We start from the raw sequence: 20,477 nt of genomic DNA, 5'->3' as shown, positions 1-20,477 counted from the left end.
GGTTTGTGCCAATGGGCAGACACCGTATTATTCAGCATGGGCAGCATTTTTTTTCTGAATATTTAAAGTCGATTATGCAGACGTGACTTTGCCACCGTCGGACGTATAATCTCCCAGGACGACCGCTAGCTTATCATTATTGCTACCTATGCTTTATTTACGGCCCTATATACCGGCAACGTCATTTGCTCTCGATTAAATTTATCTGTGACAGTATCTCTGCTAATTAAATCGGGTTCAGGTACTTTGTCAGGTACTCCACTAAACAGGTAAGGATCCTCACCCTGTACCCAATCAGCTTTTCGGCGCAATTCATCCATGAAGGCTTTATCCCAAGTTGCATCGCAATATCCTATCGGCAAATCATAAGCAACTACCTGAGCCATAAACTCAGCGCTCATTGGTAAAGTACTGTGATCAGTTGGCTGAGAAACATAAGTTCTCAGGCGAAGATCCTTTTCTTCAAAAGTTTCCTCCCGAGTCACAGGTACCATCTGAGGTCTAGTTTTAGTGCCTATATTACTAAAACCGATTAATACATCTTTATTTGGATAAAGATTTATGTAATTGTCATATGTATTATCATTCTTATTACTGCCGCCAACTTTAATTTCTCCCCACCCATCTTTTTGTTCTTCTACACTATGTTCAGCCCCTACTCGGGTTCCATCAAATCTTGCCAAGCTTTCAGGTTGAATCGGTTCTGGAACTTTTTCTGCATTGATAAAGACAGTTTGCCACTCAGGAGGGTTAGGATATGTAAAGCTGCTACTTTGGTATTTGTCGCCTGCATCGTCCCAAAAGGGTTTTCCGTCTGGTAATTTGGCAAATGGTGTTTTAGGATTGGGAATATCACCACATGGCGTACTACGCGCAAGCATTCTCTGAAAAAGTGCACCTTCGTGCTTTAGTAATAAAGGATGTGGCTTACCTATAATATTATTTGGTAATCCTTGCCAACCAATTGAACGTAATGGACGAGACCCCATTACACGATCATGAGGGCAGAAATATATATATGTCCTACCGTGATTATCTCTTTCTTGAATCTCATCGCCATTTTTAGATAACAAAATCACATCCGGCCGCCAGTTTTTTTTATTACTTGTCTGACCAACACAAAGCCCACCATAGCCAATAGATGATAAATGTGTTTTCCTAGTAGCTACTTTACTAACTATAGCAGATAAAGTGCTTTCGCGTCCTTCAGGAGAAATACATTCATCGTCAGTAAGTGAAGCTTCAGTAAGAATATTGTGCTCCAATGCATAAGGTGAATTAAGTACAAATAAAGCATCAGGTGCATGTTCCGCTATCGCTACTGCAGCCATTGCTATCATTGTCCCCTGACTATGGGATATGATCGTAACAGTATCTTTCGGATATTTATTACGTACACTGTCAATTAAGTTAGCAAGACGTTTCGCTGCATGTGCATAATATTTACGTGGTGGCGCATTGGTTAGTAAACGATCTTCGTCTTCATTAACCCACTGTACTTTAAAACCAGAGATGCTCTCCTTAAAACCTTTGTCACTCCATAAAGAATGTAAATTATTTGTACCATTTTGAAATGGTCCGCCCCCCCAAAAAAATGGTCCCTCCTCTGCAATTTTTTCATTGGAAAAGCCTCGTCTTTTGAGTTGATGGTAGTCTAATCCTTTCTTATTAGCTAAAGGTATAACATACTTATTCTCCTCACCTTTGATTGAAGAATACCCCCAATAAAATCGAATCACTGGAGAATCTCTTTCATTTTTATTTGTTAATGGTATGACTCGCTCTACTAAAGGTTCATTCGCGACTTTTTCATCACTAACATATACTTTAGGTTTTAACTCAAAAGATGAATTATCAAGTCCTAACCTCTTATTTAATCCAGAACATAAATTATCTTCTGCACTTTTGAACCATTCCCCTGTAGAGTTCACACCATGAATCAAAATAATAATCCCTGGTAAATGAGGCGGCAAATCACATCCGCCTCTGACTTTGCAATTCTTATGTGAAGGGAATGATGTCCATGATGGATGTCCGTTATCATCAAATTCACATTCAAGTTCACGGATTGGCTCTATTCCATTACTCATGATCAATCACCTCTTTTCTTCCGTCTTTAGAGATATATGTTATTCTTTTTGCTCGTTCATTCATATTGCATCGATATTTATCATCCCTATCCATTTTGGAAAAAATCGGTAATTTTATTTTATTTTTATAAATTTTTTTTTCTTCCTTCCCAATGAGATCTCTTAATTCATCAGCCATGCGATTAATCTCATCACTCGTTGGTACTGGTTTCAGTGTTTTGGCGTAGGAGTAAATGTTAAAACTTTGATCGTAAACATCAGCGTAAGAAAGCTTTCTTTTCTCAATCTCTGACTTTATGTTTTTGTAAACAAGCTTATCCCAATAATTGTAAATATTTATCAACTTCCCTGACTCGTAGTAGTAGAAAATCACCCTCGTTATGTCGTTATAAGACCTCTTATAATCATCATGTAGAGGTTCTTCCTCAGACTCATCTCTTAAATAAACACCATTATTGTTTACGACTACCTTAAGTTTACTAAATCGCTTAGGTGTATCATAACCATCTTTAATAGAATTATAAATAAAGGTCTTACCATAATCAGGAGAGAAGTAAAAGAAAACAGGACAACCTCTTTCAGAATTACCACTACCACAGTACTGTTGCGTCGACGCACCAGGAAATGCAAGATAACCGTTATTGGCCCCATTAATTATGGTACCCTGATAAGCCGAAACACTATTTCCTTTACTGTATGAGAAATCATAAAAATCATTATTGAAACCCACAAAAGTCTTAATCCCCCTCTGGGTATCATTATAATAAACCTGCCCACCCTTATCGCATGAAATATAGTTCTCCAGCGTTAAAAAACGATTTTTATCAATTCGATAAATGATCTGACTGGGTGCATCTGTATCAACCTTACGCGCTTCGATAGTTTTTTGAGAGCCACTCATCCCCCCTAAACCGACTCCGAAACTTGCCCCCATGCTATGCACTATAAAAATTCCAAAAATCTTATAAACACCGAAAAATATCATAAGAATGACAAAGGCAATGAGAACCTTATTATTTGATGAGTTCCACATCATATTAATTTACCTTGCTTAAGGTGATTATCATATTGTCAATAACATCAGATGAATTGAGAGAAGTTGCGCCAATGCCATCGGTGATACCTGAAAAAACAGAACCATCTGGCAGGGTAATGCTATAAGCTTTGCCTGGTAGTGGTTCTTTCGTTAACGCATTCCTGATAATAAACTTCTCATCAAAACTTCCCGGCTCAAACGACTTCATCACGCTCTGCATATTTGCTGCCCCCGCCTTACTGATGCCCGCGTTTTTAACCAGCAGCCTGCCCGGTCCGCCAATCTCCACGTTGCCGCCTTTCAGCTTTATATAACCGCCGCCGCAAATCAGCGTCAGCTCATCCTGCGCCGTCACGACCAGCTTCCTGCCGCTCGAAATATGCGTGTCCTGCGTTGACCAGGTCGTCACGTTTCCGCCCTGCGCCTGCACGTCGATATCGCCCCGGGAAGTGAACAGCTTCGCGCCCTCTCGGCTGTACAGGCTGATTTGTTTGCCTGCCGCCACGGTGAAGTCCTTCTGCGCGCCGAGGTCCATCTGCTTTCCGGCGGTCAGCGTCAGGTTATCCTGCGCCGACAGCTGCATATTCCCGCCGCTCACCAGCGCCACGCCCTGCGGCGCGCTGCCCAGCAGCACTTCCTGCTGCATGTCTTCCATCTTTTTCTGCAGCAGCGCCTGCTGACGCGCCACGTCCGCCGCCAGCGCCTGTGCCTGCTGCGCGCTGGCCGCCAGCGACTGCATTTCCATCAGCGCGGCGGACAGACGCGACAGCGCCGCCTGCATGTCCTTCTGCTTACCCTGTGCCGCCGCCTGCCCATCGGCGCTGATAAACAGCCCTTTGCCAGCCCGAATGGCGCCCCAGCTGTCGGTGCGCAGCTCGAAGCCTTCACCGCGAGCCAGCCTTTCACCATCCACCAGATGACCGAGGTTGAGCTGACTTTTACCGCCGTACTCGGTGCTGAGCTTGATGTGCTCCTGGCCGCGCGTGTCGTCGAGGCGCAGCTTGTTGTTCGCCGGCGTGCGCAGCACGTTACGCCTGTAGTTGCGGATGGTGACGTGATCCGCGCGGGAGGAGTCGTGCAGCACGCCGGCAATGTACGGGCGGTCCGGGTTGCCGTGCTCGAAGCCAATCGCCACCTCGGTGCCCGCCAGCAGCGGCAGGTGCAGGCCGTAGGTGTCGCCGGCGAACGGGCGCGACTGGCGCACCCACAGGCTTTCATGCCCGCTTTCCCAGCCCGCGCGGTCAAACAGCATGCTGACGCGATATCGCCCGTCGCGGTCAATGTGGCCGTAGGTATCATTTGTGGTGGTGCTGGTGATGCGCGCCGGCAGGGTGCCGGCCATCACGGGGCGCGGTGCCGGTTCCGGGCGGTAGCTATAGCGGCCTTCTGCCGGGATGCCCTGAAACAGGGTTTCCATGCTGCTGTCGCGCGCCGCGCGGCACACAAGCGAGGTGATAACCACGCCGCTGCGGAACACTTCCGCCGCGTTGCCGCCGCTGGCGCGCACCACCACGCCGGGCATCAGCGTCGCGCTGCTGGATTTGGCGCTGAGCCGCGTCTGGCCGTTGAGGTAACGCTCGTGGCGCTGCCGGGCGTAGAACGCGCCGCTTTCGGTCGCGGGACTGGCGCTGTAAGCCTCGCCCGCCTGCAGGTAGTTATCCGCCCAGTGATAGGCTTCGCCACAGGTGGTGTCGTCGCCGCCGGTGACGTCGGCCTGCGCGTTCATGTCGGCGGTGGCGTCGCGGTAGTTGTAGTCGCGCGTGCTGACGGTTTTCTCCACCACCCGGAAGCGGCTTTCCATCGCCCACACCGACTCCACGCCGCTGTCGTGCAGGCCGGACGGCGGCACGGCGGGCAGCGTCAGGCCGGTTTCATAGCCCTGCGGGCCGTCGTAAAACTCCACCACGTCGATGTTGAGGCGCGTGTCGGTGGTGAAGCGGAACCAGATGCCCACCTCCGCCAGCAGGCGCGAGACGAAGCGCAGGTCGTCTTCGTCAAACTGCATCACCTGCTCGCGCTTCGGATAGTCTCGGCTGAGGCTGAACACGAAGTCCTGTCCGCGCATACCGTGGCGGTCGCGCAGGATGGATTCGACAATCTGCGGCACCGAGGCATCCTGCCAGATGGCGTTCTGCCGCGTACGCGCCAGCAGCGCCAGGCGCGGCTGCAGCGTGATGGCGTAGCGCGCTTCGTCGGCGGACACGCCGAGCATATCAAAGCCGGTCACCACGCCCTGCACCACGCGCAGCGGTTCGGCCTTGCGCAGCAGGTCGGCGAGGCTCTGCGGCGACGGCTGCAACGCCAGTGACGCGGTTTTCATCAGCATCGCTTTGCGGTTGATATTTTTATCCACGCTGGTGAAGATAATTTTCCAGCTGAACGGCGCGCTCAGCGCCTCTGTGCCTTCGAAGCTCAACACGTCAAGCGGTGAGGCGCTGTCCGTGACCTTCAGCCGGTGATGGCTGTGGCTGAACAGGGTAATGGTCGTATCTGTCATGATTAAATCCTTTTAATTCGCTGTTCTGACATTAACTTTCTCTCGCGCCTAAAGCGGCTGCGGGAATATTAGGTAAATGTCAGGCCTGAGGTTCCTGGCTTTCCTCAGTAGCGTTTTCAGTCACGCTGTGCATACCGTCACGGGTGTTTTTCTGTACCGCTACAGCACCGAATAACGCCATGAAAAATGACACGCCGTAAAAACCTTTTTCGCTTGGCATTAGCGTTGCATTCCACAGCCCAGCAACCAGCAACACCACGGCAATAGTGAAGGCCAGCAGGCAAACCATGTGGTAAAGCTGCGTGGTCGGGATGCCTTCCAGACGGTCGCGTACGGTTTTTTGCAGCGAAACCGCCGTGAACAGTCCAAGGATCAGCACCGCGAAGTAATAGCCTTTTTCATTAAGATGCATCTCCGCGCGCCACAGACCCGCCAAGTAAACCAGCGTGCCGCCGAGCATGGCAATCCAGGAAATCGCAATAAACGCAGGTGAAACGGGGATATTCTGGGTTTTCATACACACTCCTTGTTATTAAAAAGAACGTCACATGTTCAGAAGATAAAGCTCACTTCGCCTTCATCATTAGTGTCCAGCGTCAGGCTGTTGCTCAAAGTACCGCTGGCGCGGTGCTGCAGAATCATCTGGCTCAGCACCGGCAGGATTTGCTGATTCAGCAGGCTGTCGACGTTGCGCGCGCCGGTGTCCGGCAGCAGGCAGGCGTCTGTAAGCATGTCGTACAGGCCGTCGCCGATGGTGGTGCGGATGCCGTAATGGCGTTGCAGCCGTTTGCTGACCTGCTTCAGCTTCATCTCCACGATGATTCGCATCGCCTCGCGCGCCAGCGGGCGGTAAATCACCGTCTGGAAGCGCGCCATCAGCGCGGGCTGGAAGTGATCGCGCAGGATCGGGCGCAGGCACTCCTGAAGGTCGGATTCGGCTGCTTCGGGCATTTCTTCCAGCAGCTGCATCAACTGATCGCTGCCGAGGTTCGAGGTCATCAGAATCACGGTGTTGCGGAAGTCGATTTCGCGCCCTTCGCCATCGCGCATAAATCCACGGTCAAATACCTGATAGAACAGGTTAATCACGTCACGGTGCGCTTTTTCCACCTCGTCGAGCAGCACCACGCTATACGGACGCTTGCGCACCGCTTGGGTGAGGATGCCGCCCTGGCCGTAACCGACGTAGCCCGGCGGCGAGCCTTTCAGCTGGGAAACGGTGTGCGCTTCCTGATATTCGCTGAGGTTGATGGTGATTAATGATTTCTCACCGCCGTACAGCAAATCAGCCAGCGCCAGCGCGGTTTCGGTTTTGCCGGTGCCGCTGGTGCCGACCAGCAGGAACACGCCCTGCGGACCGTTTTCGGAGGTGAGCCCGGTTTTCGAGGCGCGCAGGCGCCGGGCGATGGCATTGAGCGCCGCGTCCTGTCCCACCACGCGCGTGGCGAGCTGGTTTTCCAGCGCCAGCAGTTCGGCCTGCTCGTCCTTCATTAATGAGGAGAGTGGCACGCCGGTCCAGTCGGCAATCACGCCCGCCACGATGCGCGCGTCAACATCGGCGGTGAGCAGCGGTTCGCCGGGCTGCAGCGCGTCGAGGTCGGTCTGGAGCTGTGCGATGGCGCCGCGCTGGCTGGCGTCTTTGCGCCCTTCCAGCAGCTCTTGCATCAGCGACTGCACAATGCCGTAGCGCTGCTCCAGCGCCTCCAGCTCTTCATCGGTTACCGCAATCAGGCCGGCGATTTCTGCCAGTCGCTCCTGCGACACCGCGCCGCCCAGCGCTTCGTCGTCGAGGATGGCGCGCTGCTCGATGTTCAGCGCATCGAGCTTCGCACGCAGGCGGGTGATGGCTTCCGGTACCGTGTCCTGGCTCATGCGCACGCGCGCGGCGGCGGTGTCGAGCAGGTCAACCGCCTTGTCCGGCAGCTGGCGGCCGGTGAGGTAGCGGCGCGACAGTGTGACGGCGGCGCGCACCGCCGCGTCGGTGATGTGCACGCCGTGGTGCTCTGCGTAGCGCGACTTGAGGCCGCGCAGCATCAGGCAAGCGGTATCGTCGTCCGGCTCGTCCACCTTCACCATCTGGAAGCGGCGCTCCAGCGCGGCGTCCTTTTCAAAATACTGCTTGTACTCGCTCCACGTCGTGGCCGCGATGGTACGCAGTTCGCCGCGCGCCAGTGCCGGCTTCAGCAGGTTGGCCGCGTCCGCGCCGCCCGCTGCATTACCCGCGCCGATGATGGTGTGCGCCTCGTCGATAAACAGCAGCACCGGGTTCGGCGCGGCCTGCACCTCGATGATGATGTTTTTCAGGCGCTGCTCGAACTCGCCTTTAACGCCCGCGCCCGCCTGCAGCATGCCGAGGTCCAGCGTGTGCACGCTCACCGGTTTGAGGCTGTCCGGCACGTTGCCTTCGGCGATGCGCAGCGCCAGCCCTTCCACCAGCGCGGTTTTGCCCACGCCCGGCTCGCCGACCAGAATCGGGTTGTTCTTGCGGCGACGCGACAGGATATCCACCATCTGACGGATTTCGTTGTCGCGGCCAAAGACCGGGTCGATTTTACCGCTGCGCGCATCGGCGGTGACGTCGCGGGTGAAACGGGTCAGGGCTTCGGTGGAGGGGGTTCTGGTTTCGCCTGCAGCGGTTTGTTCCAGGCTGCTGACTGGTATCTCCGGTTGTTCCGCTTCCGCACGCTCGTCGGACTGTGCTTCGAGCATCGGCTGCAGGCGCTCAAGCTGGCTCATGCGCAGGCTCAGCAGCGGCCACAGACCTTCGCACTGTGCAAGTTTTGGCTGCTCGGACAGCGCCATCAGCAGATGGATGCTGCGAATTTGCGGGGAATTATCAGATGCGGAGGCCATTAGCCACGCCTGCTTCAGCAGCGCTTCCAGCGAAGAAGAAAGCTGCGGACGCCCTCGCACCGCGCGTGGCTGGCGGTCGAGAAACGCCAGCAAGTCCTGCCAGATGGCGTCCATATCCCACTCGTAACGGCGCGCAATCACCGTGATGTCGCCCTCGCCCTGCTCCAGCAGCTTGAGCAGCCAGTGTTCCGGCTGGATTTCAGCGTGCGCGCGGGTCTGGCACAGCGACGCGGCGGCTTCCAGCGCCTGCGCGCAGAACGTGTTGAGGCGACGCAAAAGCGCGGCTGACTGACTGTCCATAGCAAAATTCTCCTGACTGGTGGCACGCTACCGCCCGTCGCCGTAAACCGAAGCGCATAAGGCAGCAGGAAAGATGGGAAATGACTTGTGATTTCACCCGCTATGGATGAATTCATAAATCATCTGCCGGGCTGCAAAAACAGCCCAGCGGAGGGGCGATTACGCTAAATAGTTCGTGTCGCGGCAAGGCGGCAAGTGCGCGAGTCCCCGGGAGCATAGGTAACTATGTGACCGGGGCGAACGCGCGCAGCCAACGCAGCAGCGGCGCGAAATATGACGCGTAATCAGGCGGTGGCGCGTTCGTTCCACGAATCGGAATGAATAATATTGCCGTCTTTGTAGGTCCAGGTGATTTTTTCGTAGCGCAGCTCAATCTGCTCCAGATGGTTGTGTTTCTCTTTCGACGGGTCCTTAACGTCGTGCATCACCGGATTGACCTTCACCACCTTCACGTTTTCCAGCTTGGTGTTGAAGTACTCCACTTCCTGGCCGGCGTCGCTGATGCGGTACCATTTGAACTCGGCAGACTTCAGCGTCTGGCCGGTGGTGACCGCCTTGTAGAGATACGGGCTGGACGAGTCGATTTCCTTGGTGAACAGGAACGGCGTGTGAATGCGCGTGCCGGTCAGCTTGCCGGTGTTGTTGTCGGTCGGGATGTACAGGTTATGTTGCTGTGCCACCACTTCGATGCTGCCTTCGCGGTCCTGCACGTCCACCGAGCCCTTGATGTCCGCACCGCCGTCGTCCTTCAGCCACAGATAAACCGGAATTGCCATGTTGTTACTCCTTTTCTTCATGATTGCCGTCACCATCCTGTGATGACGGAGGGATTGCGTCCGCTGCCTGGCAGGCGTCGGCCTGCGGCACCAGACTGATTTCAACGCGCCGGTTGGCCGCGCGGCCTTCGGCAGTGTCGTTGGTCGCCATCGGACGGCTCTGACCGAAGCCCTGCACCGCAAAGCAACTTTCATCCACGTCGCCGGTGTCGCGCATCCAGTCGCGTACCGCTTCGGCGCGCTTGAGGGACAGACGCTGATTCAGCGCAGGATTGCCGGTATCGTCGGTATAACCCGCGACCACAATCAGCCAGCCCGCGCGCGCTTTGATATTGACCAGCGCGTTCACCATCACTTTGGTCGAGCCTGTTTTCAGCTCGGATTTGCCGGAATCGAACAGCGACATCGCGTCCAGCCTTACCAGCGTGGGTTGCGGTTTCGGCTTTGGCGCAGGTTTTGGCTTAGGTTCCGGTATCCAGGTACTAATGGCGTGCAGTACCGGCAGATGCAGATGCCCGCCCTGATAAAGCCCCAGACTCAGGCGCAGCGGCGCGCCCTGACGCGCATAGTTGTCGAGCTGACTCGCGTCCTCGCGCAGCACCTGCACAGCAGCGAGCTTCGGCGCGTAGTCGGTCATGGCGATGCGGTTGTAGTGTTCGAGGTCGAATACGATGCGATGGATTAGCGACTGGTTGTTCCAGGCCACCGCACAGAGTGCGATGACAGCGGCAACGGCGAAGGCCGTGATCGCCGTGCGCAACGCGCGGATGCCCGGCGTCAGGCCACGGCCTTCTGGAAGCAGCGGAAGGATAAAGTCAGGCAGGATGACGGGTATGTTCGCTGCGGCTCCGGCGCTGCGGATGGTGGTGTGCTGCCATAACCAGGCGCACCACAGAGAGTCATAGCCCGCAACCGGCGTAGCGGGTTGCAGCTGCAACACATATGCGGCGGGTATCACGGCGGCGACATCACTGTGCACCTCTGTCAGCACGCGTAGCACATGCTGACGCGCCCACGCATCCAGCGAGTTGAGCAGGACCTGCTGCTGCATCGCCACGCTGCCACCCGACTGCAGCCATTCGGCCGTGCCACGAGGCGAGGTGTCGTCCTGCCAGATTTGTGGGCTATTTCCTGCCAGCTGAACCTGCCAAAGTGGTGCAGCGCACTGCGCCATCTCGCCGGCAACGCCGATGTTAAGCAGCAGCGGCAGCGACTGACGGGTTTCACGGCGCAGTAACGCAATTTGCCAGCGCAGAGCAAACAGCGCATTTTCCAGCGCTGCGCTGTCCTGCTGTTGCTGTGGACTGATATTGAGGCAGATTGAAATCTGGCGGCCCCAGTCGGGACGTTGCAGCAACAACTCACGCACGTTGTGCTGGAGTTCGCTGCTATCGGCAACGTGAATAAAGCAGCCGTGCGGCAACACGCGTACCGGTTCCACGTCCGACAGACCACTTGCATTGCAGCAAAGCACCACCGGCTGCCGATAAGCTGCATCGGGCAAATCAGTCCATTCCTGACTCGTCACATGCTTGCGGCGGCGCAGCACTCTAAACGTTACCGTGCCAGCCAGCAGCAGTATCGCCAGCAACACGAGGAAATCGCTGCTGCGCGTAAAGCTCAGAAACTGCGTGCATAGAACCGCCGCAAGCAGCCAAATCCAGAGCACCAGCAGGCGTGGAAGCAGCGTCGTCATCCTTTGACTCCGGGCAGCAGCGTCGTGATGAGGTGATCGAGCCAGTGATTCAGCCCCCACCACAGCGCGGCCAGCAGCAGCGCGGTCAGGCCAAGACGTGCAGGCCAACTGCTTAACCAGCCCGCTCGCAGCCCACCACTTGCCAGCGATAACAACGGCGCATCCGCCGGACGCGTGAAAGGTGGTACGCGTTTAGTCAGCGCGCTCACCAACTGCTGGCGCGCGGGCGCATCAATGGAGGTATAACCACCGAGAAAGCCCAGCATCATTACGCGGTGAAAACAGGTCAGCACCATTTCGTCGGCTTCCGGCTGCGCCAGCACCCGCTGCATGCGGTCGCACAGCGTTTCGCCTGCATCCATGGTCTGTAAAAAATGGCCCTGTAGCGGCATGTGATACCACTGCACGCAGGCATCATCCTGCACGCCGCGCCCTTTAACCGCCTCATCCAGCAGCGCGCACTGCGCCAGCAGAATGTCATGGCGGCTCTCGCGGCTGACGCCCGCGTCACGCAGCGCCAGCTGCACCCGCTCCGCATCACTGACGCAGCGCTGCCACAGTGCCAGCCCTTCGCCATCGGCAAATTGCGGGCCGTGGCGCAGGCTGATTACCTGCAGCCAGGTGTTTTGCAGCAGCGCATCAATATCGATAGTTTTTGCTTCAGTACTCATGATCTCAGCACCGCGAAGAGTTCCAGTTCCGGGTCACCCAGCGTGCCGGGGACGTAAAACATGCAGCTGCCGCTTTCGAGCATGGCGCGTGCTGCCGGATGCGACAGATCCAGCGAGAAATACTGGTTCTCCAGGCGCAGTGGAATAGCGGCCGGTACGTGACTCAGCGGCTTAAGCGGAATGCCCAGTTGCGAGCTGTTGACCAGCGCAGTCACGTCATCCGGGCTGCCGACTTTGCACTGGCGCGGGAACTGCTCCTGCAGCTGCGCCACCGGCAGCGGCGAGCGCACCGAGAGATAGAAATCGGCTTCCTCGCGCAGGCGTGGATCGTTGAGGCGCGCCTGCCACTGACGCAGACGGCTGTCGTGCGTCATGTCGATTGCCACCATGCGCGACGGCAGGCTGGCTTCCAGCAGCGTGCCGAGCAGGCTGAAAAGCGGTGGGAACACCTCATTCAAATTTTCATGGCGGTAAGCCGGAATGGCGCTGACCTGATGTTCCAGTGAGAACGTCAGCAGACTGCCCGCCAGGCGCGCCAGTTCGGGATAAAGCCGTTCCGGCGGGCTTTGCGGATGACGCTGAAAATCGGCCAGCAGTGGTTCGGCGCTGTTTAGCGCGTTGAGTAGCCAGAACAGCGACACGTCGGCGACGGCAAAATCCGCCATGCGCTGGTTGCTTTCGCGGCGCATCGCCATCAGACGTACCAGCCGTGCGCGCAGCTGCGTCACCAGTTGTTCAAGTGCCGTCATCAGCCACGGGCTGGATTGCAGGGTGAGCAGCGGTGGCAGGAACTGGCTGTCCAGCGTCCAGCCGCCCTGCGCATCCTGCTGCAGACGCGCCACCGGACAAGTCAGCCAATCGCTGTTGTCCTGATGTGCATAACGCAGCGTCAGTTCAGGCTGCAATACTGCAATCTGACGAGAGTCATCCCCGAACAGGTTGCGGATATCGCGCCAGCGCTGGCGGAATCGTACCGGGCGCTCTGCCACGTCGCTCTCCTGCAGGCAGTTGCAGCCATTGGCATAGAGCTGCGGCAGCGCCAGAACAACCGTTACTTCCTTCTGCTCCGCCTCCAGCGTCAGCGTCGGTGGCAGCGGATCGGCGTTGTTTGTATCCACCAGCGTGCCGTCACTGAAGCGCAGATGGAGATGACGCGGTTGCAAACGTCCGCGCTTTAACGCTTCCGGCTCAAACTCAACCTGAAATACGCCCCACGGCTGATTAAGCCCCATGCGCGCGATGCATTCACTTTGCCACGCCTGCCAGGCGGACTGCTGCTGAAAGTGCTGGGGCGAGATCATCGTGCCCCGGCCCCAGAGTGGTTGTTCTGTTTTCATCCCTGAGTTCCGCCTTACGCTTTAGCTTTCGGCATCTGAGAAACCAGCGACAGGTTCACGTCCATGCCTTCCACCTGGAAGTGCGGGATGGCGAACAGCTTAACGCGGAAGAAGCCCGGGTTGTCCTCGATATCTTCCACCAGCACTTTCGCATCGCGCAGCGGATGTGAAGACTGCAGCTCGTCGCCCGGATCGGTCATCTCGGTCACCAGCGTGCGCACCCAGGTGTTGAGCTCCAGCTCCAGCAGGCGGCGGTCTTTGGTGGTACCGATGTTTTCGCGCTGAATAAGCTTCAGGTAGTGCGCGATGCGCGACAGCAGGAAGATGTACGGCAGACGCGCGTTGATGCGGCTGTTGGCGGTGGCATCAGCGGTGTCGTAGATCGCCGGTTTCTGCGTCGAGTTGGCCGAGAAGAAGCAGGCGTAATCGCGGTTCTTGTAGTACGAAAGCGGGATAAAGCCGAGGTTGGCGAACTCGAATTCGCGGGTTTCCGGGATCATCACTTCGGACGGGATTTTCACCTGGTTGCCGGTGCCCAAATCGTAGAGATGGATCGGCAGATCCTGCACCGCGCCGCCGGCCTGCGGGCCACGGATTTGCACGCACCAGCCGTTGCTGATGAAGCTCTGCACCATGTTGGCGGCGAAGGCGAAAGAGGCATTGGTCCACAGGTATTTGTCGTGGTCCGGGCCTTTTACTTCTTCGATGTAGTTGAAGCTGCGCACCGGCACGGTGTCCGGGCCGTACGGCAGACGACCGAGCACGCGTGGCATGGTTAGGCCGATGTAGCGCGAGTCGTCGGTGTCACGGAACGACTTCCACTTGATGTATTCGGCACGGTCAAAGTAGTTGCCGATATCTTTGATGGCAGCCACTTCTTCCATCGACTCTTTGAGGAAAAACTGCGGGCCGACCGAACCGATAAACGGCATGTGTGCTGACGCCGCGACTTTCGACAGGTTGCGCAGCAGCGCCACATCCTGCGCCGAGGCATCAAACTCATAGGCAGAAATCACCGCGCCAATCGGCTCGCCGCCCGGCGTGTCGTATTCGGCGACGTAGGTTTGCAGATAGAGGCCGCTCTGGATGATTTCTGGCGCATCTTCGAAATCCTGACGCAGATCGTCTTTCGATACGTCGAGCACTTCAATTTTCACGTTCTGGCGGAAGTCAGTTTTATCCACCAGCGACTTCAGGCCGCGCCACGCCGACTCCACTTTCTGGAATTCGTCGTGGTGCATCACCGCATCGAGCTGGCGGCTGATCTGGCGGTCCAGCTCGGCGATATGGTGATCCAGCAGGTTTTTATCCAGCTTCTCCACTTTCGCACCACTGATTTTCAGGCGCGTCAGGAATACCTGCATCGCGGCTGTCACGCGCTCGTCGGCGGTGGCATCAGACATCGCCTGATTGTCCTGCCAGACGTTGAGATCACTCAGCTCTGACACCGGATTGAGGTTGATTTTTTCAAACAGCGACGCGTAGACGCCGCCCGCAGCCGGGCGGTCCAGCACGGTGGTTGCACCATTGGCATGGGTTTCATTCTGAACTGACATCAGCATTCTCTCTCAATAGTCCGTTACGGGGATGATCAGGCTTGATCGGTGGCTAACGCAGACAGTTCGCTGCGCAGTTCGTCGCTGAGTGCCGGATCTTTCAGGATGGCTTCCAGCTCTTTGCGGAAGGTGACGTTATCCAGCAGGTTGGATTTGAGGTCGCGCAGCAGATTGCGCATCGCCAGCATGGCGCGCAGCTGGGGAATTTGGCGGGCAACCTGCTCCGGTTCGAAGTCCTTCATGTCGCGGAAGTTAAGCTGAACGTTCTCTTCGCTGCCGTCACCGGCCAGGGTGTTCGGCACGGCAAATGACACCGCAGGCGCGATATCGGCCAGCACGCTGTTGAAGTTGTTTTTGTTGACGTTGATTTTTTCGCGTTCAGACAGCGGGCGATCTTCCGCGCCGTTGCTGAAATCGCCGGTCACCAGCAGCTTAAGCGGCAGCTCGGTCTTCTTAGCGGCTGAACCCGTGTGCAGGTCAAGCTTCAAATTAATACGTGCTTTAGGGATTTCGTTCTGGTAAGAGTTGCTCATGTTTACTCCTTGTAAAAATGGCGCGGAAAGCACGCGTAGGCACACTTTCCCTGTGTGTTACCGCGCGAATATATAGCTGATATTTTAGGAAGGCAATAAAGCGAGGCGATCTTTGTGATCTGATTTATATAGGAAATTTCTTATGATTTGAGTTAAGCCCCTGATGAACCCTGATAAAGTGACTAGGATTGTTCTTAAAATTATTTTTGACCGGGAGTGCCATTTATCACCAAAAATACTTTTACAGGTATCAATAATACAATGGCGCTAATTGTTACCGCAGGGGGATGGTGTCGAGCCGAGGGGGGACACAATAAAAAAACCCGGCGCGCGCCGGGTTTTACTTAAGCTACATTCTCAATCAAACGGTTAACTGTAAGCGTGCAGCGTGCGTTGGCACAGCGCTGAACGGACGCAATCCTCTTTGCCGAAACGCACCACGCCGATCATCTCATCCTCTTCGAAGCGCGCTAACGCATCGGCAAGGCCTGACCTGGCGTGGGATGGCAGGTCGCACTGGGTAATATCGCCGTTGACGATAACCGTCACGTTTTCCCCCAGGCGAGTCAGGAACATCTTCATCTGTGCGGCGGTGACGTTTTGTGCCTCATCAAGGATCACCACCGCATTTTCAAAGGTACGTCCACGCATGTAGGCGAAGGGCGCGATCTCTACCTTGGCAATTTCGGGCCGCAGGCAGTATTGCATAAAGGAAGCGCCGAGACGTTTAACCAGAACGTCATAGACCGGTCGGAAATAAGGCGCGAATTTCTCGGAAATATCTCCGGGAAGGAAACCGAGATCTTCATCCGCCTGCAGAACCGGGCGCGTTACGATAATCCTTTCGATATCCTTATTGATCAGGGCCTCAGCCGCTTTGGCTGCGCTAATCCAGGTTTTTCCGCAGCCGGCTTCACCGGTGGCGAAAATAAGCTGTTTCGTTTCTATGGCATGGAGATAGTGTGCCTGAGCTTCATTTCTGGCTTCAATCGGCCCGCGGTCACGTGCATCACGTGCCATACCAATCGAATCCAACCCACCCATTTGCACCAGCGAAGTGACCGATTCTTCTTCACGCTGACGGTGACTGCGAGAGTCGCTACGAATAACGCGTCTTGCTTCACGACGTGCTTTGATCACTGCTTTCTGTCTTCCCATAGTGGCACCTTACAGTTGGTTTCATTTATCGCGGCGGATCACCCGCGGCGATGACTTGAACGCTTTAGAGGTTTAGTTGGCTTCCTTGTAAGCCGTGTCGAGCCAGTGAGAATGGTGTGCATCAGCGCCGAGACGCAGGCGCGCACCGGTAAAGAAAATGAGATTGAACAAGAACGATGTTTGAAAAGTAGCGAGGTTACGTTGGAGGGAAGAAATCCCCCGCAGTGGACTGCGTGTGGTGAAACTATTTAACTGTCCCAAAGAGAGACGAATCATGCGCGAACTCCAGTGGCTTAGCCACACAACTGACAACGCTTATGAATAAAGTGCATCATATTTACGGTGGTTTGCAACATTATTTTTACGTAGCAGTAAAGAAAAAAAGATAAGCGAAGCCTAAGGTCTTTTACCTTAAATTAAATTTCTCATATTTATCATATAGATGATTTATTAACGGGTAACATAACTTTTTAAGAACATTCGGAAGTGATTACTTCCAGCGTAAAGTTTAAGGAATACTTAACAAATGCGCCTGCGAAGCGATAACCACCGCAGGCGCTGCACATTTATTAATCAGGCCTGCAATAAAGGTTGCCCGAGATAATGGTTTTTATCCGCCACGCCCGGCAGCGCGAAAAAGTATCCGCCGCCAATCGGGCGAATATATTCTTCCAGCGCTTCGCCATTGAGACGCTGCTGTACGGTAATAAATCCCCTGGTTAAATCATGCTGGTAGCAAACAAACAATAAACCCATATCCAGCTGACCTGAGCCGGTTATACCGCTGGAATAGCTGTAACCGCGCCGCAGCATCAAGCTGCTGTCGGTTTCCGGCGTGCGTGGATTGGCGAGACGAATATGCGCATCCAGCGCAATCAAATCGCCATCGGGATCTTTGCTGTAATCCGGTACGTCATGCTCGTTTTTCATACCCAGCGGCGCGCCTGATAACTTCTCACGACCGAAGATGGTTTGCTGCTCGCCGAGCGGCGTACGGTCCCACATCTCTACGTGAAAACGTATGATACGCACCGCCTGATAGCTGCCGCCGTGCGTCCACGCCGGTTCCTGCTGTTCGTGTGTGACCCACAAGAGTTGATCCATCAATGCCGGATTATGCGTATCGGGATTGGCGGTACCATCTTTGAAGCCCAGCAGGTTGATCGGCGTTTCTTTGCCGTTGCTGCGCGCCGCGTGGTCGGCAATAAAACCGTCGCGACGCCAGCGCACCGCCAGCAGATCGGGCGTGCGTTTAATGATGTCGCGCAGCGCGTGGATCACCGTATCCTGGGTGTTAGCGCAAATCTGGAGCAGCAGGTCGCCATGGCACTGTTCCGCATCCAGCGAATCGTTGGGAAAACGCGTCATGGTTTGCAGCTGTGTAGGCTTGTGTTTGCTTAAGCCGAAGCGCTCATCAAACAGCGAGGTGCCGACCGATAACGTCATGGTGAGATTGTCGGGCGCGATATCGGCACCGAGAATTCCCGAATCCATCGGCGGCAGCTGCGGATTGGTGACCGCCGGCGCCGGTCCACCTTGCGTGAGAAAAGCGAAGCGATCGGTTAGCAAGCGAAACAGACGTTCAAGCTCGGCTTTGTCGCTCGCCAGCACATCAAACGCCACCAGCATCATGGATGCCTGCTGCGGCGTGACGATACCGGCCTGATGGGCGCCGTAAAAAGGTTGCGCCTGCTGGCGCGAGTTGGGTGCAACCGTGCCGGGAGAGAAGCTATCGGCGGCTGCGGTATGGAACGGACAACCGCCGCCGAGGGCGGCTGCGCCACCCAACATGCCTAATCCCTGCAATAATCGACGACGCGACGGCTGCGCCGCGTCATTTTTATCACTCATGATCAGTCGAGACCCAAGGTTCCACGCAACAGTGAGAGATCTTCCGCCAGCGTGGTAATCGGGCCTTTCAGCGCGTTACGGTCAGCGGTAGTCAGTTTTTCGTACGATTCAAAGCCATCTTTGGTGCGATATTTGCTGAGAATGCCGTCGACTTTCCTGAAGTTAGCATCCACTTTCGCCAGCAGCTGCGGGTTGTTTTTCTGCAGCAGCGGACGCAGCAGATCAACGATTTTCTGCGCGCCATCAATGTTGGCCTGGAAGTCGGAGAGATCGGTACGGCTGTAACGATCCTCTTCACCAGAGATCTTGCTGGAGGCCACTTCTTCAATCAGACCGGCTGCGCCGCCAACCACCTTCGCCGGTGGGAACGCCAGTTCGCTGATGCGGGTTTGCAGATCGAGCACATCCTGATTTAGCTTGCTGGCGAACTCTTCGGCACCTTTGGTGGTGTTATCGGCGAACAGGATTTTTTCCAGGCGGTGGAAACCGGTGAATTTCGGATCTTCATTTTTCTTCTCGAAGTCATCTTCACGCGCATCAATGCTGCCATCCAGATCGGAGAACAGCTCAGCAATAGGTTCAATACGTTCGTAATGCACGCGCGTAGGTGCGAATAGCGCTTTGGCTTTCTCGATGTCGCCGGCTTTCACCGCATCGGTAAACGCTTTGGTGCCCGCTACCAGCTCTTTCACTTCATTCATCACGTAGACTTTGTAGTCGGCGATCGGGCCAACCAGCTCCAGCACATCCGGTTTACCGTTTGCCGCTTGCTTCGCATCGCCGCTCACCACCAGCTTGCCTTTCGGGTTGCTGAGCAGGCCGCAGGTCATGTCATATTCGCCCGCCTCCAGATTGGCGGTGAGTTTCTGGCTGAAGCCAGGCGCGATGTTTTCACGCTCTTCCACCACCATCACCCCTTTCAGGATCTCCCACTCCAGCGCTTTCTGGCTGTTGTTTTTGATGATGAACTGGGTTTTACCGGCCTGCACGTTGAGCGACATCGGCTCACATTGTTTGTCCGTCACGGTGACCGTGACTTGCGGGACGGCAGCAGTAGCCGCGCCGGAAAGCGCCAGCATAGCAACCAACAGCGCCTTGTGGCGGAAGCGAATCGTCATAGTGATATCCCTGTTACATGGAAGAACAGGCGCGCAATCGCGCCTGATTAAATTTCAGCGTGTGGTACGTGCCGCGTTGACTGCAGGCCGGGCCGGGAAGAAAAACAGCAGCAGCGCCGGGATGAGATAGGCAAGCCACACCGCCACTTCGCTGACGCTTGGCGTTTCCTGGTAACCTAAAATCCCTTCCAAAAGCGTGCCGAACACCGAGTGCGTTGAGAGTGTGTTGCTCATATCAAACGCCACATCCTGGAAGTGATTCCACAAACCGGCCTCATGGAAGGCGCGAATGGCGCCGGCGGACAAACCCGCTGCGACAAACAGAATGAACAAACTGGTCCAGCGGAAAAAGTGCGCCAGGTTCAGGCGGATGCCGCCGTAATAGAGCAAAAAGCCCAGCGCCACGGCGGTTGCGAGGCCGAGCACCGCGCCGAGCGGCGGCGCATAACCCACATCTTGCGTGAACGCGGCCAGCAGGAAGAACACCGACTCCAGCCCTTCACGCGCTACCGCCAGAAACACCATCAGCACCAGCGGGAAGCCGCTGCTGCCCTGCTTCTGCAACGCCTGATCGACCGATTTTTCCAGCGTGGCTTTGATATTGCGCGAAACTTTGCGCATCCAGAACACCATCGACGTCAGGATCACCACGGCAATCACCGCGACAATGCCTTCGAACAGCTCCTGCTGTTTCTGAGGAAACTCACCGGTAGTTTCATTAATAAAGATGCCCAACGCTAAGCAGAGCGCGGCAGCGATAAATACGCCGGCCCACATGGCGGGAAACCATTGGGTACGCTGAGTGCGTTTGAGATAGCTGGCAATCAGGCTGACGATGAGCGCTGCTTCCAGACCTTCACGCAGCATAATGAGAAAGGGAACGAACATCATCAACCTCTTGAATTTTAAGAAGGGTAAACCTTAGGTAAAAAAACGTAAAGTGCGAACGATAGTGATTATCATTACTGAAGAGAGAAATACAAGTCACTGCAGGAAATTAATTTT

16 protein-coding genes are annotated in these 20,477 nt (G+C 55.4%); all 16 read right to left on the bottom strand.

Annotation, left to right across the window (positions count from 1 at the left end; genetic code table 11):
* Window positions 1-146 precede the first annotated feature (146 nt).
* Entirely contained in the window at window positions 147-2,090 is a 1,944-nt protein-coding gene (locus KVT28_RS00575) for a DUF3274 domain-containing protein (protein ID WP_217546315.1), read from the bottom strand.
* The gene (locus KVT28_RS00570; RefSeq protein WP_101764072.1) at window positions 2,083-3,126 is read right to left on the bottom strand and encodes a hypothetical protein; all 1,044 of its coding nucleotides are present in this window, start codon (window positions 3,124-3,126) and stop codon (window positions 2,083-2,085) included. Before KVT28_RS00570 ends, KVT28_RS00575 begins: the two co-directional genes overlap by 8 nt.
* Window position 3,127: 1 nt before the next feature.
* Window positions 3,128-5,623, bottom strand: coding sequence for a type VI secretion system Vgr family protein (locus tag KVT28_RS00565; protein ID WP_217546313.1), 2,496 nt, complete (start codon window positions 5,621-5,623; stop codon window positions 3,128-3,130).
* A 79-nt stretch (window positions 5,624-5,702) separates the two neighbouring features.
* On the bottom strand, window positions 5,703-6,140 hold the full coding sequence (yiaA, locus tag KVT28_RS00560) for an inner membrane protein YiaA (RefSeq protein ID WP_101764063.1): 438 nt from the start codon (window positions 6,138-6,140) through the stop codon (window positions 5,703-5,705).
* A gap of 35 nt (window positions 6,141-6,175) precedes the next feature.
* Entirely contained in the window at window positions 6,176-8,776 is a 2,601-nt protein-coding gene (gene tssH, locus KVT28_RS00555) for a type VI secretion system ATPase TssH (protein ID WP_101764062.1), read from the bottom strand.
* A 284-nt stretch (window positions 8,777-9,060) separates the two neighbouring features.
* Window positions 9,061-9,552 (bottom strand): type VI secretion system effector Hcp, encoded by a 492-nt coding sequence (hcp, locus tag KVT28_RS00550; protein ID WP_064741351.1) that lies wholly within the window; start codon window positions 9,550-9,552, stop codon window positions 9,061-9,063.
* A 4-nt stretch (window positions 9,553-9,556) separates the two neighbouring features.
* Complete coding sequence (locus tag KVT28_RS00545) at window positions 9,557-11,248, bottom strand: OmpA family protein (RefSeq protein ID WP_217546311.1); 1,692 nt, start codon at window positions 11,246-11,248, stop codon at window positions 9,557-9,559.
* Window positions 11,245-11,919, bottom strand: coding sequence for a type VI secretion system protein TssL, short form (gene tssL / locus KVT28_RS00540; protein WP_101764060.1), 675 nt, complete (start codon window positions 11,917-11,919; stop codon window positions 11,245-11,247). Before tssL ends, KVT28_RS00545 begins: the two co-directional genes overlap by 4 nt.
* Complete coding sequence (tssK, locus tag KVT28_RS00535; protein ID WP_101764059.1) at window positions 11,916-13,256, bottom strand: type VI secretion system baseplate subunit TssK; 1,341 nt, start codon at window positions 13,254-13,256, stop codon at window positions 11,916-11,918. Before tssK ends, tssL begins: the two co-directional genes overlap by 4 nt.
* Window positions 13,257-13,270: 14 nt before the next feature.
* Window positions 13,271-14,818: a type VI secretion system contractile sheath large subunit gene (tssC, locus tag KVT28_RS00530; RefSeq protein WP_192233562.1), complete on the bottom strand. Its 1,548-nt coding sequence runs from the start codon at window positions 14,816-14,818 to the stop codon at window positions 13,271-13,273.
* A gap of 29 nt (window positions 14,819-14,847) precedes the next feature.
* Window positions 14,848-15,345 (bottom strand): type VI secretion system contractile sheath small subunit, encoded by a 498-nt coding sequence (tssB, locus tag KVT28_RS00525; protein ID WP_217546308.1) that lies wholly within the window; start codon window positions 15,343-15,345, stop codon window positions 14,848-14,850.
* Window positions 15,346-15,714: 369 nt separating this feature from the next.
* On the bottom strand, window positions 15,715-16,503 hold the full coding sequence (gene phoH, locus KVT28_RS00520; protein ID WP_101764056.1) for a phosphate starvation-inducible protein PhoH: 789 nt from the start codon (window positions 16,501-16,503) through the stop codon (window positions 15,715-15,717).
* Window positions 16,504-16,575: 72 nt separating this feature from the next.
* Window positions 16,576-16,779 (bottom strand): hypothetical protein, encoded by a 204-nt coding sequence (locus KVT28_RS00515; RefSeq protein WP_110866394.1) that lies wholly within the window; start codon window positions 16,777-16,779, stop codon window positions 16,576-16,578.
* Window positions 16,780-17,076: 297 nt separating this feature from the next.
* Window positions 17,077-18,354 carry an iron uptake transporter deferrochelatase/peroxidase subunit gene (efeB, locus tag KVT28_RS00510; RefSeq protein WP_217546306.1) on the bottom strand — a complete coding sequence of 426 codons (1,278 nt, stop codon included), beginning with the start codon at window positions 18,352-18,354 and terminating at the stop codon, window positions 17,077-17,079.
* Window positions 18,355-18,356: 2 nt separating this feature from the next.
* Window positions 18,357-19,472 (bottom strand): iron uptake system protein EfeO, encoded by a 1,116-nt coding sequence (gene efeO / locus KVT28_RS00505; RefSeq protein WP_217546303.1) that lies wholly within the window; start codon window positions 19,470-19,472, stop codon window positions 18,357-18,359.
* Between the two features lie 54 nt (window positions 19,473-19,526).
* Window positions 19,527-20,360 carry an iron uptake transporter permease EfeU gene (gene efeU / locus KVT28_RS00500; RefSeq protein WP_101764052.1) on the bottom strand — a complete coding sequence of 278 codons (834 nt, stop codon included), beginning with the start codon at window positions 20,358-20,360 and terminating at the stop codon, window positions 19,527-19,529.
* Window positions 20,361-20,477 lie beyond the last annotated feature (117 nt).

Source organism: Pantoea sp. GbtcB22 (genome assembly GCF_019091025.1).
GTDB lineage: Bacteria > Pseudomonadota > Gammaproteobacteria > Enterobacterales > Enterobacteriaceae > Pantoea > Pantoea leporis.
This window is presented reverse-complemented; position numbering and strand designations above follow the sequence as displayed.

Excerpts from the sequence above, each read along its gene's own strand:
- KVT28_RS00545 (WP_217546311.1), bottom strand. The coding sequence starts at position 11,248 with ATGACGACGCTGCTTCCACGCCTGCTGGTGCTCTGGATTTGGCTGCTT.
- hcp (WP_064741351.1), bottom strand. The coding sequence starts at position 9,552 with ATGGCAATTCCGGTTTATCTGTGGCTGAAGGACGACGGCGGTGCGGAC.
- tssB (WP_217546308.1), bottom strand. The coding sequence starts at position 15,345 with ATGAGCAACTCTTACCAGAACGAAATCCCTAAAGCACGTATTAATTTG.
- KVT28_RS00575 (WP_217546315.1), bottom strand. The coding sequence starts at position 2,090 with ATGAGTAATGGAATAGAGCCAATCCGTGAACTTGAATGTGAATTTGAT.
- tssK (WP_101764059.1), bottom strand. The coding sequence starts at position 13,256 with ATGAAAACAGAACAACCACTCTGGGGCCGGGGCACGATGATCTCGCCC.
- efeO (WP_217546303.1), bottom strand. The coding sequence starts at position 19,472 with ATGACGATTCGCTTCCGCCACAAGGCGCTGTTGGTTGCTATGCTGGCG.
- phoH (WP_101764056.1), bottom strand. The coding sequence starts at position 16,503 with ATGGGAAGACAGAAAGCAGTGATCAAAGCACGTCGTGAAGCAAGACGC.
- KVT28_RS00565 (WP_217546313.1), bottom strand. The coding sequence starts at position 5,623 with ATGACAGATACGACCATTACCCTGTTCAGCCACAGCCATCACCGGCTG.
- KVT28_RS00570 (WP_101764072.1), bottom strand. The coding sequence starts at position 3,126 with ATGATGTGGAACTCATCAAATAATAAGGTTCTCATTGCCTTTGTCATT.
- tssC (WP_192233562.1), bottom strand. The coding sequence starts at position 14,818 with ATGCTGATGTCAGTTCAGAATGAAACCCATGCCAATGGTGCAACCACC.
- KVT28_RS00515 (WP_110866394.1), bottom strand. The coding sequence starts at position 16,779 with ATGATTCGTCTCTCTTTGGGACAGTTAAATAGTTTCACCACACGCAGT.
- efeU (WP_101764052.1), bottom strand. The coding sequence starts at position 20,360 with ATGTTCGTTCCCTTTCTCATTATGCTGCGTGAAGGTCTGGAAGCAGCG.
- tssH (WP_101764062.1), bottom strand. The coding sequence starts at position 8,776 with ATGGACAGTCAGTCAGCCGCGCTTTTGCGTCGCCTCAACACGTTCTGC.
- yiaA (WP_101764063.1), bottom strand. The coding sequence starts at position 6,140 with ATGAAAACCCAGAATATCCCCGTTTCACCTGCGTTTATTGCGATTTCC.
- efeB (WP_217546306.1), bottom strand. The coding sequence starts at position 18,354 with ATGAGTGATAAAAATGACGCGGCGCAGCCGTCGCGTCGTCGATTATTG.
- tssL (WP_101764060.1), bottom strand. The coding sequence starts at position 11,919 with ATGAGTACTGAAGCAAAAACTATCGATATTGATGCGCTGCTGCAAAAC.